The organism is Ensifer sp. SL37, assembly GCF_026672675.1.
Lineage (GTDB): Bacteria > Pseudomonadota > Alphaproteobacteria > Rhizobiales > Rhizobiaceae > Ensifer > Ensifer adhaerens.
The window spans coordinates 1,742,786-1,756,942 of record NZ_JAPPRN010000006.1 but is presented as its reverse complement, the minus strand read 5'-3'; the positions used below and the strand labels follow the sequence as shown (position 1 = coordinate 1,756,942).

Below are 14,157 nucleotides of genomic sequence, written 5' to 3'. Positions count from 1 at the left end.
CGCCGGGATGCTATGCCATGAGCCGGACGACCATCAGCAACAGCGCAATGATCGACACGAACCAGACGAGGGTGCGCAGCACGGGAACGCCGGCCGCGTAGAGAACGGTGTAAGCCAGCCGTGCCAGAAGCCAGGTCACTGCGCCGATGGCGCCGAGACCGCCGGTCTTGCCGGTCACTGCCAGGGCGAGCGCAAGCCCAACGAAGGCCGGATAGGTTTCCAGCATGTTGCGAAGCGACCGCAGCAAACGTCCTGCCACGATGCTCTTCGAAACGCGCTGTTCGTCGCGGGGGCCGAGCAGATACTTGAAACCGAGATCGCCGGCGAGATCGAGCGACAGCGCCTGCACCAGGATGTGCACGATCAGGAACACCACGCTCCAGCCAAGCACCCAGATTTCAGTCGACGCTGCGGCGGCTTCCATCATCCCTCGCAATCGCAGGAGCGGTTCGGATCGACATCATCGGCCCTGAGGGCCAGTCTCTCCGGCCAGGCCGCAGAGACGGTTTTCGCCGCGCGTGATCGCGGACGGCGAACGGCGGGGGCATGAAGGACGCCCCCGCTGTTTCCGGATAATCAGAGATCGAGAACCAGGCGTTCCGGATCTTCCAGGCTTTCCTTGACGCGCACGAGGAAGGTCACGGCTTCCTTGCCGTCGACGATGCGGTGATCGTAGGAGAGCGCGAGGTACATCATCGGGCGGATGACGACCTGGCCGCCGATGGCGACCGGACGCTCCTGGATCTTGTGCATGCCGAGGATGCCCGACTGCGGCGCGTTGAGGATCGGCGAAGACATCAGCGAACCGTAGACACCACCGTTGGAGATGGTGAAGGTGCCGCCCTGCATGTCGGCCATCGACAGGGCGCCGTCACGGGCAGCCTTGCCGAGGCGACCGATGTCCTTTTCGATCTCGGCGATCGACATCTGGTCGGCATCGCGAACGATCGGAACCACAAGACCCTTGTCCGTGCCGACGGCGACGCCGATGTGGCAGTAGTTCTTGTAGATGATGTCGGTGCCGTCGATCTCGGCGTTGACGGCCGGGATTTCCTTCAGCGCGTGGGTGACGGCCTTGGTGAAGAAGCCCATGAAGCCGAGCTTCACGCCGTGCTTCTTCTCGAAGATGTCCTTGTACTTGTTGCGCAGCGACATGACGGCGCTCATGTCCACCTCGTTGTAGGTGGTGAGCATGGCGGCAGTGTTCTGCGCATCCTTGAGGCGACGGGCAATCGTCTGGCGCAGGCGGGTCATCTTGACGCGCTCTTCGCGAACGACGTCTTCAGCCGTCGACGGCGCACGGGCCTGGACCTTGGCTGGCTCGGAAGCGGTCCGGCGTCGAGATGCCCTTGGCGACGGCTGCAAGGACGTCGCCCTTCAGCACCTGGCCACGCTTGCCGGAGCCGTCGACCTGATCGGCCGAGAGGTTGTTTTCGGCAAGCAGCTTGCCAGCCGACGGTGCCGGCGGCATCGACGAGGCAGCCGGTGCTGCAGCAGCAGCGGGGGCAGCCGGAGCGGCAGCAGCCGGCTCGGCCTTCTTTTCGGCGGCAGCAGCCGGAGCGGCCGCTGCGGCGCCAGCGGCACCTGCAGCGATCTGGCCGAGCAGCGCGCCGAGACCGACGGTCTCGCCGGCCTGGGCGACGATTTCAGAGAGCGTGCCTGCGGCCGGAGCCGGAACTTCGATCGTCACCTTGTCGGTTTCGAGTTCGAGCAGGGGTTCATCGGCCTTGATGGCGTCGCCGACCTTCTTGAACCAGGTGCCGACGGTCGCTTCGCTGACGGATTCGCCAAGGGTGGGAACGCGGATTTCTGTTGCCATGATTTTTGTTCCGTTGATCAGATATCTGTTTCTATTGGCTCAGAGCGTGGGGAGCATCAGCCCCCCAGCGCGTCCTCGAGGAAGGCGGCAAGCTGCGCCAGGTGCTTCGACATCAGGCCCGTCGCCGGCGATGCGGCAGCCGGACGGCCGGTGTAGCGCACGCGCTGATACTTGGCGTCGATATGGGCAAGAACCCATTCGAGGTACGGGTCGATGAACGACCAAGCGCCCATGTTCTTCGGCTCTTCCTGGCACCAGACCATCTCCGCGTTGCGGAAGCGGCTGAGCTCGTTGATGAGCGCCTTGGCCGGGAACGGATAGAGCTGTTCGACGCGCAGCAGGTAGATGTCGTCGATGCCGCGCTTTTCGCGTTCTTCGAGCAGGTCGTAGTAGACCTTGCCCGAGCAGAGCACGACGCGACGGATCTTCGAGTCCTTCTGCAGCTTGATCGGGCCGTCCTTGATCACCTCGGCATCGTCCCACAGCAGGCGGTGGAACGAGCTCTCGCCGGCCATTTCCGACAGGCTGGAGATCGCACGCTTGTGACGCAGCAGCGACTTCGGCGTCATCAGGATCAGCGGCTTGCGGAAGTCGCGCTTCACCTGGCGGCGCAGGATGTGGAAGTAGTTCGCCGGCGTCGTGACGTTGGCGACCTGCATGTTGTCTTCCGCGCAGAGCTGCAGGAAGCGTTCCAGGCGAGCAGACGAGTGCTCCGGACCCTGGCCTTCATAGCCGTGCGGCAGCAGGCAGACGAGACCCGACATGCGCAGCCACTTGCGTTCGCCCGACGAGATGAACTGGTCGAAGACGACCTGCGCACCGTTGGCGAAGTCGCCGAACTGAGCTTCCCAGAGGGTGAGCGCGTTCGGACGGGCGAGCGAGTAGCCGTACTCGAAGCCGAGAACCGCCTCTTCCGAAAGCATCGAGTTGATGACTTCGTAGCGCGCCTGGGTCGGCGACAGGTTTGCGAGCGGGATGTAGCGCTCTTCCGACTGCTGATCGTAGAGCACCGAGTGGCGCTGCGAGAAGGTGCCGCGTTCGCAGTCCTGACCCGACAGGCGGATCTTGGTGCCTTCCGTGACCAGCGTGCCGAAAGCGAGCGCCTCAGCCATGGCCCAGTCGACACCCTCGCCGGTCTGGATCATGTTGGCGCGGTTTTCCATGAAGCGCTGGATCGTGCGGTGCGCGCTGAAACCAGCCGGGATCTCAGAGATCTTGCGGCCGACTTCCTTCAACTGCTTCATCGGCACCGAGGTCTTGCCGCGGCGCTGTTCGTCCTGGTTGTCGGCAGAGCGCAGGCCCGACCAGACACCGTCAAGCCAGTCGGCCTTGTTCGGCTTGTAGGACTGGCCGGCCTCGAACTCCTGTTCGAGATGCGCACGCCAGTCGGCCTTCATCTTCTCGACTTCGCCTTCGGAAATCAGGCCCTCGGCGATCAGGCGGTCGGAGTAGACCTGGACGACGGTCCTGTGGGCGCGGATGACCTTGTACATCTTCGGCTGCGTGAACGCCGGCTCGTCGCCTTCGTTGTGGCCGAAGCGGCGATAGCAGAACATGTCGATGACGACAGGCTTGTGGAACTTCATCCGGAATTCGGTGGCGATCTTGGCCGCGTAGACAACCGCTTCCGGATCGTCGCCGTTAACGTGGAAGATCGGCGCTTCGATCATCTTGGCGACGTCGGACGGATAGGGCGACGAGCGCGAGAAGGCCGGATTGGTGGTGAAGCCGATCTGGTTGTTGATGATGAAGTGGACCGTACCGGCAACGCGGTGACCGCGCAGGCCGGAAAGCCCGAGGATTTCAGCAATCACGCCCTGGCCGGCAAAGGCAGCGTCGCCGTGCAGCAGAAGCGGCATGACCTTGGAACGTTCGCGCAGCGGAATGATGTCGCCTTCAAAGACGGTCGCCATCTGGTCCTGCTTGGCGCGTGCCTTGCCCATGACCACGGGGTTGACGATTTCCAGGTGCGACGGGTTCGCCGTCAGCGACAGGTGAACCTTGTTGCCGTCGAATTCGCGGTCGGAAGACGCACCGAGGTGGTACTTCACGTCGCCCGAACCTTCGACGTCGTCAGGCGCGTAGGAGCCGCCCTTGAACTCGTGGAAGATGGCGCGGTGCGGCTTTGCCATGACCTGGGAAAGCACGTTCAGACGGCCGCGGTGGGCCATGCCGAGCACGATTTCCTTGAGGCCTTCCTGGCCGCCGCGCTTGATGATCTGCTCGAGCGCCGGGATGAGCGACTCACCGCCGTCGAGACCGAAGCGCTTGGTGCCCTTGTACTTGACGTCGATGAACTGCTCGAAGCCTTCGGCCTCGATCAGCTTCTGCAGGATCGCCTTCTTGCCTTCCGGCGTGAAGTCGACGCCCTTGTCCGGACCTTCGATGCGCTCCTGGATCCAGCCCTTCTCTTCCGGGTTGGACATGTGCATGAACTCGACGCCGATCGTCGAGCAGTAGGTGCGCTCGAGGATTTCGACCATCTCGCGGAGGGTCGCGTATTCGAGGCCGAGCACGTTGTCGATGAAGATCTTGCGGTCGAGATCCTTGTCCTCGAAACCGTAGTTCGAGGGCGAAAGCTCGTTGTAGTCTTCAACCGGGGCAGCCAGGCCGAGCGGGTCGAGCTTGGCATGCAGGTGGCCGCGGGCGCGATAGGCGCGGATCATCATGATGGCGCGGACGGAATCGCGCGTCGCCTGATGGATGTCAGCAGCGCTGGCGACGGTGCCGGTGGCGGCCGCCGTTTCCTCGGCCTTCGCCTTGACCTTCTTCTCGATGACCTTCTCGACCGTGCCCCAGTCGCCATCGAGCGCCGAGACCAGTTCGCCATTGGCCGGGATCGGCCAGTTGTTCTTTTTCCAGGAGGCGCCCTTGGCTGCCTTCACCACATCTTCCGGCCGGTCGGCGAGCGCCTTGAAGAAGGCCTGCCATTCAGCCGACACGGACGCCGGGTCCGCCTCGTAGCGTGCATGGAGCTGCTCGATATAGGCGGCGTTGGCGCCGTCCAGAAACGAAGTGAGCTGGAATTGCTCGTTGGCCTCTTGCCTTGTCATGGTCTCACGCGGACTGATCTGTCCGCCTCCTGACTGAAGTTGGGTTGCCGGGTATCCCGGTCGTTCATGTTCGTTCGGCGCGTCCGGGCGCCGGGCCTTTTTCCTACGGCGCCGCGCATCGTCAGGACGCGCTGGGTCACCGTGGCAGTCATTGCCGCATGTCCTGATCTTCAATCAGCCAAGGAAACAGGCGGCAGGCACGTTGTCCGGGCCGGATCGGTCGGCCCGGACAAATGGTTTGAGATCAGCCCTTGAGGACTTCGACCAGCGTCTTGCCGAGACGAGCCGGCGAAGGCGATACGCGGATGCCTGCCTGCTCCATCGCAGCGATCTTGGATTCCGCATCGCCCTTGCCGCCGGAAACGACAGCGCCGGCGTGGCCCATGGTACGGCCCTTCGGAGCGGTACGGCCCGCGATGAAACCGGCCATCGGCTTCTTGCGGCCCTTCTTGGCTTCGTCGATGAGGAACTGTGCAGCATCCTCTTCGGCCGAGCCGCCGATTTCGCCGATCATGATGATCGAGGTCGTGGCTTCGTCCGCCAGGAACATCTCGAGCACGTCGATGAACTCGGTGCCCTTCACCGGGTCGCCGCCGATGCCGACGGCCGTCGTCTGGCCGAGGCCTTCGTTGGAGGTCTGGAACACGGCTTCATAGGTCAGCGTGCCGGAGCGCGAGACGATGCCGACCGAACCCTTGCGGAAGATCGAGCCCGGCATGATGCCGATCTTGCATTCTTCCGGCGTCAGGATACCGGGGCAGTTCGGGCCGAGCAGACGCGACTTGGAGCGGTCGAGGCGAGCCTTGACGCGTACCATGTCGGCAACCGGGATGCCTTCGGTGATGCAGGTGATGAACGGGATTTCCGCATCGATCGCCTCGATGATCGCGTCCGCGGCACCTGCCGGCGGAACGTAGATCACGGATGCGTCCGCGCCGGTCTTTTCACGGCCTTCGGCAACCGAGGCGAAGATCGGCAGGGTTTCGCCCTTGGAGCCGGTCCAGGTTTCGCCGCCCTTCTTCGGGTGAATACCGCCGACCATCTGCGTGCCGTAATAGGCAAGCGCCTGTTCGGTATGGAAGGTGCCGGTCTTGCCGGTCAGGCCCTGAACGAGGACCTTGGTGTTCTTGTTAACGAGAATCGACATGTGGTCTGGTCCTTCAGTTAGCCGTTGATCGCGGCGACGATCTTCTTGGCAGCATCGTCCAGATCGTCGGCGGCGGTGATCGCCAGGCCGGATTCATTCAGGATCTTCTTGCCAAGCTCGACATTCGTGCCTTCGAGACGAACGACCAGCGGAACCTTGAGGCCGACTTCCTGCACGGCGGCAACGACACCTTCAGCGATGACGTCGCACTTCATGATGCCGCCGAAGATGTTGACGAGGATGCCCTCGACCTTCGGGTCGGCCGTAATGATCTTGAAGGCTGCCGCGACCTTCTCCTTGCCAGCGCCGCCGCCGACGTCGCAGAAGTTCGCCGGCTCCTTGCCGTAGAGCTTGATGATGTCCATCGTCGCCATGGCAAGGCCGGCGCCGTTGACCATGCAGCCGATGTTGCCGTCGAGCGCGACATAGGCGAGATCCCACTTCGAGGCCTCGATTTCCTTGGCGTCTTCTTCGGTCTCGTCGCGCAGAGCCTTGATGTCGTCGTGGCGGAAGAGCGCGTTGCCGTCGAACGAGACCTTGGCGTCGAGAACGCGCATGCGGCCGTTCTTCATGACGATCAGCGGGTTGATCTCGAGCAGGCTCATGTCCTTCTCGACAAAGGCCTTGTAGAGGATCGGGAAGAGCTTTTCAGCGTCAGCCTTGGCTTCGCCGTCGAGCTTCAGGGCCGCGGTGAGCTTGGCAAGATCAGCGGCGGTGACGCCGGCTTCCGGGTTGATCGCGACGTTGACGATCTTTTCCGGCGTGTCGTGCGCAACAGCCTCGATGTCCATGCCGCCTTCCGTCGAAACGACGAAGGCAACCTGGCCGACCGAGCGGTCGACGAGCAGCGACAGATAGAGTTCGCGCTCGATGTCGGCGCCGTCCTCGATGTAGAGGCGGTTCACCTGCTTGCCGGCCGGGCCGGTCTGCGCGGTGACGAGCGTGTTGCCGAGCATTTCCTTGGCATGAGCCTTGGCTTCGTCGATCGAGAAGGCAAGACGAACGCCGCCCTTGGCGTCGGCGGACAGTTCCTTGAACTTGCCCTTGCCGCGGCCGCCCGCATGGATCTGGCTCTTGACCACGTAGAGCGGGCCCGGGAGCGACTTGGCAGCAGCTTCAGCTTCGTCAGCCGAGAAGATCGCGACACCTTCCGCGACCGGTGCGCCATAGCTCTTCAGGAGAGCCTTGGCCTGATATTCATGAATGTTCATGGTGTTTTTCCTGTCTGAGCATTGTGCGGGCAGGTGGGGCACCTACCCGCACCAATGCGGCAAAAACAATGAGGTCGAGCGGATCAGCGTCCGCCCGACGGGGGGCGATTACTGCTTGAGGCTCGGCGCAATGCCGATGCAGGCTTCGCAAAGACCGGCGACCGAAGCGACGGACTTGTCGAACGCTTCCTTCTCGGCCTTGTTGAGATCGATCTCGATGATGCGCTCGACGCCGCCGGCGCCGATAACGGTCGGAACGCCGACATACATGTCCTTGACGCCGTACTGGCCGGTCAGGTGTGCCGCGCAGGGCAGAACGCGCTTCTTGTCCTTGAGGTAGGCTTCAGCCATTTCGATCGCCGAGGCGGCCGGTGCGTAGTAGGCCGAACCGGTCTTGAGCAGGCCGACGATTTCCGCGCCGCCGTCACGGGTGCGCTGGATGATTTCTTCGAGGCGTTCCTTGGTGACCCAGCCCATCTGCACGAGGTCGGTCAGCGGGATGCCGGCAACGGTCGAGTAGCGGGCGAGCGGCACCATGGTGTCGCCGTGGCCGCCGAGAACGAAGGCGGTGACGTCCTGGACCGAGACGTTGAATTCCTGCGAGAGGAACAGGCGGAAGCGCGAACTATCGAGAACGCCGGCCATGCCGACGACCTTGTTCTTCGGCAGGCCCGAGAACTTCTGCAGCGCCCACACCATGGCGTCGAGCGGGTTGGTGATGCAGATGACGAAGGCGTTCGGGGCATACTTCTTGATGCCGGCGCCGACCTGTTCCATGACCTTGAGGTTGATGCCGAGCAGGTCGTCGCGGCTCATGCCCGGCTTGCGAGCGACGCCGGCGGTGACGATGCAGACATCAGCGCCTTCGATGGCGGAATAATCGCTCGCACCCGTCAGGTTCACGTCGAAGCCTTCGACCGGGGAGGACTGGCCGATGTCGAGACCCTTGCCCTGCGGAATGCCGTCGGCGATGTCGAAGAGGACGATGTCGCCCAGTTCCTTCAGGCCGGCGAGATGCGCCAGCGTGCCACCAATCATCCCTGAACCGATAAGTGCGATCTTGTTGCGAGCCATGAAAGTGCTTCCTTTGTGATCCCAATATGATCAAGGCCTGAAACGCGGCAAACGCCAAACCTTCGCCGGAAGCCATTAAACGGCAATCGTTAAAATATCAATCGATACTTTTTGGTGGAACAATTTCAATCGGTTAGATCATAAAATACTTACGTAAACGTAAGAGTTTTCGCCACATCTGCGTCACGAAACAGCAACATTTGCGGGATGCGCAGCGGCATATTCCTCGCTTTGCATCTCGATCAGACGTGAAACCGTGCGGTCGAACTCGAAGCCTTCCGTGCCCTTCTTCTGGGTCAAGAGATCCCGCGGCTCTGCCGCCGCCGAGGCAAAGAGCCGGGCGCCGTTGTCGTAGAGCGTATCGACCAGCAGGATGAAACGCTTGGTCTCGTTGCGCATATGCGGACCGAGATGCGGTACGTGGTCGACGAAGATCGTCGAATAGCGCTCGAGGATGGCGAGATAGTCGGCAGCCCCAAGCGGTTGCTGGCAGAGGTCGGCGAAATTGAAGCGGGCACTCTTTCCGGACGCGGCCGGTACGGGGATCTTGCGCCCCTTGCGCGGCACGTCCGCCGGAGCGGCCGGCGCATTGCCGGTCTCATGGGCCCAGGCGCGCGCCATCGCCGCATCCGCCTCAGGCCCGAGCGGCGAGAGCCACACCGGGCTGCCGTCGGTCTTTGTCAGCCGGTAGTCGGTGTCCGTGTCCAGCGAGATAACCTCGGCATTTGCCTTAAGGAGTTCGATGAACGGCAAAAACAGGCCGCGGTTGAGGCCATCGCGATAGAGATCGTCGGGCGCCACGTTCGAGGTGGCAACCAGCACGCAGCCCTTGGCGAAGAGTTCGCCGAACAGGCGGCCGAGGATCATCGCATCGGCGATGTCGGTCACGGAGAATTCGTCGAAGCAGAGCAGCCGCGCTTCACCGAAGAGCTCGGAGGCGACGGGCGGGATCGGATCGGCCTGCTTGGTCTCGCCGTTCTTCAGCTTCTGCCGGTGCTTGTAGATGCGCTCGTGCACATCGGCCATGAACTCGTGGAAATGCGCCCGGCGCTTGCGCTGGATCGGCACCGCCTCGAAGAACATGTCCATCAGCATGGTCTTGCCGCGCCCCACGCCGCCGTGGATGTAGAGGCCCTTGACCGGCGGGTGGTCCTTCTTGCGCGAGGCAAACAGCCAGCCGAGCGCATTGGTCTTGCGCGACGGGCGGCTGGCGAGCAGCTCGGCCGAGAGATGATCGAACCGCCGCGCGATCGTAAACTGCGCCGGGTCACGCTTGCGCTCGCCGTTCGCGACGAGCGCTTCGAGCTTGCGGTAAATGCTGTCGTCAGGATTGAGCACGTCTCACCCGAGATGGGACGGAAAACAAAAGCCCGGCACGAGACCGGGCTGGAGAAGCGTCAGCGGCTGAGGCTGACTGGCTGGCCGCCATTGGTCGAGCCGTCGAAACGCGCGTCGGCCGTCTTGTAGAGGCGGGCGATGGCATTGCCGCTGCGGTCCTTGAGGACCACCTGCTTGCCGGCCACTTCCCAGGAGCCCATGGTCGTCAGCTCGCCGGCGCAACCGCGGGTGCCGCCGCGCGAACCGGAGCCAAGATTGGTGAGCGTCAGGAACATGTCGCAGGAGCTGCCGGCGCTGGAGACGCGCCAGTTGCCGACCATCGCTTCCTTGGTGACGTCGAGCCCGCCACCTGCAGCCGCGGCGACCTGCGTGCCGGGCTGCTGGACAGCGCCGCCGGCAACCGCCGTGCCGCTCGCCGGTGCAGCCGGGAATTGCGACGTGTTTCCGGTCGGTGCCGGAAGCTGGTTCGACGAAACCGAAGGGACCGGTGCGGCCTGGATGGGAGCGGGCGAGGCGTCCTGGGAGCTGAAACCGCCCATCGACGTCCGTTGGCATCCGGCCAGCGCAAGCACAACCGCCAGCCCCGCCGCCGCATGAATTACCCGCATATCCCTACTCCTGTTCGTGTCCGCGAACCATGATGCAACGCGATAATATAGGCCGAAATACAGCAAATCCACCTGACAAATCAAGGGACGACGATTCCTGGCGACCTGTTGCAGGATTGAAACGTCCGCAGGGGCGGATCGCGCGCCACGTCCTCGCTGCGTATCATCGCCTCCTGCCGTCGGCCCGCCTCTCCCGCATCGGCACAATCACGAATTGTCCGCCGCCCTGGAGAGGCGCAAAACAGAAAACGGCGAGCCAGGGCCCGCCGTTTCCAAAACTTCATGTCCGGTCCGGCCGATTACACACGGCGCTCGACCAGCATCTTCTTGATCTCGCCGATCGCCTTGGCCGGGTTCAGGCCCTTCGGACAGGCCTGGGCGCAGTTCATGATCGTGTGGCAACGATAGAGGCGGAAGGGATCCTCGAGGTTGTCGAGGCGCTCGCCGGTCGCTTCGTCGCGGCTATCGATCAGCCAGCGGTAGGCCTGCAGCAGAACCGCCGGACCGAGGTAACGGTCGCCGTTCCACCAATAGCTCGGACAGGAGGTCGAGCAGCAGGCGCACAGGATGCACTCGTAGAGGCCGTCGAGCTTGAGGCGGTCCTCGTGGCTCTGCTTCCATTCCTTGGCCGGCGTCGGCGATACCGTCTTCAGCCAGGGCTCGATCGAGCGGTGCTGGGCGTAGAAGTTGGTGAGGTCAGGAACCAGGTCCTTCACGACCGGCATGTGCGGCAGCGGATAGACCTTTACCGCACCCTTCACCTCGTCCATGCCCTTGGTGCAGGCAAGCGTGTTGGTGCCGTCGATGTTCATGGCGCACGACCCGCAGATACCTTCGCGGCAGGAGCGGCGCAGCGTCAGCGTCGGGTCGATCTTGTTCTTGATGTAGAGCAGACCGTCGAGCACCATCGGGCCACAATCGTCGACATCGATGTAGAAGGTATCGATGCGCGGATTTGCACCGTCATCCGGGTTCCAGCGATAGATGCGGTATTCGCGAACGTTGGTCGCGCCGGCAGGCTTCGGCCAGACCTTGCCTTCCGTCATCTGCGAATTCTTGGGGAGAGCGAGTTCAACCATGTGGCTTGTTCCTCAAGATCAATAGACGCGGGCCTTCGGCTCGATCTTCTTGGGATCGATGCCGTCGGCGATCAGGTCGGTATGGACGGGGCGGTAGTCGAGCTTGACGTCGCCGGCCTCGTTGACCCAGGCGAGCGTGTGCTTGCGCCAGTTGACGTCGTCGCGGCCGCCGAGCGGACCCTCGGTGTAGTCCTCGCGGGCGTGCGAACCACGGCTCTCCTTGCGCGCTTCGGCACCGTAGATCGTCGTGATGGCGTTGGCCATGAGGTTTTCGAGTTCCAGCGTCTCGACGAGGTCCGAGTTCCAGATCATCGAGCGGTCGGTGACCTTGATGTCGGGCATCTCCTTCCAGATCGCCGAGATGCGCTTGCAGCCCGATTCCAGCGATTCCTGGGTGCGGAACACGGCCGCGTCTTCCTGCATGGCGCGCTGCATCTTTTCGCGCAGCACGGCGGTCGGCGTCGAGCCATTGGCGTTACGCAGGCGGTCGAAGCGGTCCATGATCCGGTCGCAGGCGGCCCTGTTGAGTTCCGGCACGGGCTCGTTGCGGTCGATGACCTGGCCGGCGCGGATGGCGGCGGCACGGCCGAAGACCACGAGATCGATCAGCGAGTTGGAGCCGAGGCGATTGGCGCCGTGCACCGAGGCGCAGCCGGCTTCGCCGACGGCCATCAGGCCGGGCGCAATGCGCTCCGGGTTCTGGCTGTCGGCATTCAGGACTTCGCCCCAGTAGTTGGTCGGCACGCCGCCCATGTTGTAGTGCACCGTCGGCAGAACCGGGATCGGCTCCCGGGTCACGTCGACACCGGCAAAGATCTTCGCCGATTCCGAGATGCCCGGCAGGCGTTCGTGCAGGACGGCCGGATCGAGGTGATCCAGGTGCAGGAAGATGTGGTCCTTGTTCTTGCCGACGCCGCGGCCTTCGCGGATTTCCATCGTCATGCAGCGCGAGACGACGTCGCGCGAGGCAAGGTCCTTGGCGGACGGCGCATAGCGCTCCATGAAGCGCTCGCCTTCGGAGTTGACGAGGTAGCCGCCTTCGCCGCGTGCGCCTTCGGTGATCAGGCAGCCCGCACCGTAGATGCCGGTCGGATGGAACTGAACGAATTCCATGTCCTGCAGCGGCAGGCCGGCGCGTGCAATCATGCCGCCGCCGTCGCCCGTGCAGGTGTGCGCCGAGGTCGCCGAGAAATAGGCGCGGCCGTAACCGCCGGTCGCCAGCACCACCATCTTGGCGGAGAAGCGATGGATCGTGCCGTCGTCGAGGTTCCAGGCGACGACGCCGGTGCAGCGGCCGTCATCCGACATGATCAGGTCGAGCGCGAAATACTCGATGAAGAACTCGGCGTTGTTGCGCAGAGACTGACCATAGAGCGTGTGCAGGATCGCGTGGCCGGTACGGTCGGCAGCAGCACAGGTGCGCTGGACCGGCGGGCCTTCGCCGTAGTTCTGCATGTGGCCGCCGAAGGGCCGCTGGTAGATCTTGCCTTCGGCGTTACGCGAGAACGGCACGCCATAGTGCTCGAGCTCATAGACCGCCTTCGGCGCTTCCATGGCGAGATACTGCATGGCGTCGACGTCGCCGAGCCAGTCGGAACCCTTGACGGTGTCGTAGAGGTGCCACTGCCAGCTGTCCGGCGTCATGTTCTGCAGCGAGGCGGCAATGCCGCCCTGCGCGGCAACCGTGTGCGAGCGGGTCGGGAAGACCTTGGTGATGCAGGCGGTCTTCAGACCCTGCTCGGCCATGCCGAGCGTCGCGCGCAAGCCCGCACCGCCGGCGCCGACGACGACGACGTCGAAGGCGTGATCGACATATTGATAGGCCTTGCCGTTTGCAGCGGGTGAACTGTTCGATGCCATGGCGAAATTACCCTGCAAAAGCGATCTTCAGGATGGCGAAGAGACAGAGCCCGCCAACCGCGATCGTGAAAAATGTATTGAGCATGAGAAGCACGATCTTCATGCCTTCACCATGCACGTAGTCTTCGATGATCACCTGCATGCCGAGCCGCATGTGAACGAGGCCCGAGAGCACGACGAGCGCCATGACGACGGCGACGAAGGGGTTCGCGAGCGCGGCGACGACATCCGCATAGGGCGCACCTGCGTAGCGAACGAGAAAGATGACGAAGAAGATCAACAGCGGAACGTTGGCGACGGCCGTCAGGCGCTGGCGCCAGAAATGATCCGTGCCTTCCTTGGCCGAGCCAAGACCGCGAACCTTGCCGAGAGGAGTGCGCATATCCATGAGTATTCTCCCTCAGTCAGCGAACGAGATAGCCGACCACCCAGATCAGCAGCGTCAGCGCCACCGAACCGATGATCGTTGCCTTGGCCATCCTGGTGGCGAAGTGCTTCTCGTAGCCGTAGCCGAGATCCCAGGCAAAGTGGCGCAAGCCGCCGAGCATGTGGTGCACCAGGGCCCAGGTATAGCCGAACAGCACCAGCTTGCCGATCAGCGTACCGAACAGCCAGCTGACCCAGTCGTAATAGGCAGCACCCGACGCAGCGGCGATCAGCCACCAGGCGACGAGGATGGTCCCGAAGTAGAGCGCACCACCGGTGATGCGGTGCACAATGGACATGACCATCGTCGGGATAGGTTTATAGATTTGAAGATGCGGCGAGAGTGGCCGGCTTCTTGTGACATTCGTCATCGGAACCTCACGGAATGCCCGGATTTCCGCCCAAAAAACTGGACGATTTTAGTCCGGTATCGCACCTGATTGTGCGCAATTCAGTCATTCGGACCTTTAATCACCATAAAGCTTAACGACAAGTGTGTTTGCGGTGCAAAATCAATTTAATCGATTAGACGAATTGCGCCA

Annotated in this window: 11 protein-coding genes and 1 pseudogene; all 12 read right to left on the bottom strand. The window is 63.0% G+C overall.

Going from position 1 to position 14,157, the window contains the following annotated elements:
* Window positions 1-10: 10 nt before the first annotated feature.
* The 12 genes and pseudogenes from OVA00_RS20610 to sdhC all read right to left on the bottom strand — a co-directional run bounded on the left by OVA00_RS20610 (window position 11) and on the right by sdhC (window position 13,986).
* A complete protein-coding gene (locus OVA00_RS20610; RefSeq protein ID WP_318267229.1) occupies window positions 11-427 on the bottom strand; it encodes an MAPEG family protein in 417 nt (138 codons plus the stop codon).
* Between the two features lie 149 nt (window positions 428-576).
* Window positions 577-1,819: pseudogene (gene odhB, locus OVA00_RS20605) on the bottom strand (2-oxoglutarate dehydrogenase complex dihydrolipoyllysine-residue succinyltransferase).
* Window positions 1,820-1,875: 56 nt separating this feature from the next.
* Entirely contained in the window at window positions 1,876-4,872 is a 2,997-nt protein-coding gene (locus OVA00_RS20600) for a 2-oxoglutarate dehydrogenase E1 component (RefSeq protein ID WP_060521400.1), read from the bottom strand.
* 244 nt (window positions 4,873-5,116) lie between these two features.
* Window positions 5,117-6,019 (bottom strand): succinate--CoA ligase subunit alpha, encoded by a 903-nt coding sequence (gene sucD / locus OVA00_RS20595; protein WP_058321727.1) that lies wholly within the window; start codon window positions 6,017-6,019, stop codon window positions 5,117-5,119.
* Between the two features lie 17 nt (window positions 6,020-6,036).
* Entirely contained in the window at window positions 6,037-7,230 is a 1,194-nt protein-coding gene (gene sucC, locus OVA00_RS20590) for an ADP-forming succinate--CoA ligase subunit beta (RefSeq protein WP_090295314.1), read from the bottom strand.
* 108 nt (window positions 7,231-7,338) lie between these two features.
* Window positions 7,339-8,304: a malate dehydrogenase gene (gene mdh / locus OVA00_RS20585; RefSeq protein ID WP_034802565.1), complete on the bottom strand. Its 966-nt coding sequence runs from the start codon at window positions 8,302-8,304 to the stop codon at window positions 7,339-7,341.
* 183 nt (window positions 8,305-8,487) lie between these two features.
* Window positions 8,488-9,642, bottom strand: coding sequence for a cell division protein ZapE (zapE, locus tag OVA00_RS20580; protein ID WP_268089548.1), 1,155 nt, complete (start codon window positions 9,640-9,642; stop codon window positions 8,488-8,490).
* Window positions 9,643-9,701: 59 nt separating this feature from the next.
* Window positions 9,702-10,250: a protease inhibitor Inh/omp19 family protein gene (locus OVA00_RS20575; RefSeq protein ID WP_034802570.1), complete on the bottom strand. Its 549-nt coding sequence runs from the start codon at window positions 10,248-10,250 to the stop codon at window positions 9,702-9,704.
* Between the two features lie 299 nt (window positions 10,251-10,549).
* Window positions 10,550-11,329 (bottom strand): succinate dehydrogenase iron-sulfur subunit, encoded by a 780-nt coding sequence (locus OVA00_RS20570; protein WP_034802573.1) that lies wholly within the window; start codon window positions 11,327-11,329, stop codon window positions 10,550-10,552.
* 18 nt (window positions 11,330-11,347) lie between these two features.
* The gene (gene sdhA / locus OVA00_RS20565) at window positions 11,348-13,189 is read right to left on the bottom strand and encodes a succinate dehydrogenase flavoprotein subunit (RefSeq protein WP_112771752.1); all 1,842 of its coding nucleotides are present in this window, start codon (window positions 13,187-13,189) and stop codon (window positions 11,348-11,350) included.
* A gap of 7 nt (window positions 13,190-13,196) precedes the next feature.
* Complete coding sequence (gene sdhD / locus OVA00_RS20560) at window positions 13,197-13,577, bottom strand: succinate dehydrogenase, hydrophobic membrane anchor protein (protein ID WP_034802578.1); 381 nt, start codon at window positions 13,575-13,577, stop codon at window positions 13,197-13,199.
* A gap of 16 nt (window positions 13,578-13,593) precedes the next feature.
* A complete protein-coding gene (gene sdhC / locus OVA00_RS20555) occupies window positions 13,594-13,986 on the bottom strand; it encodes a succinate dehydrogenase, cytochrome b556 subunit (protein ID WP_060586452.1) in 393 nt (130 codons plus the stop codon).
* Between the last annotated feature and the right edge of the window lie 171 nt (window positions 13,987-14,157).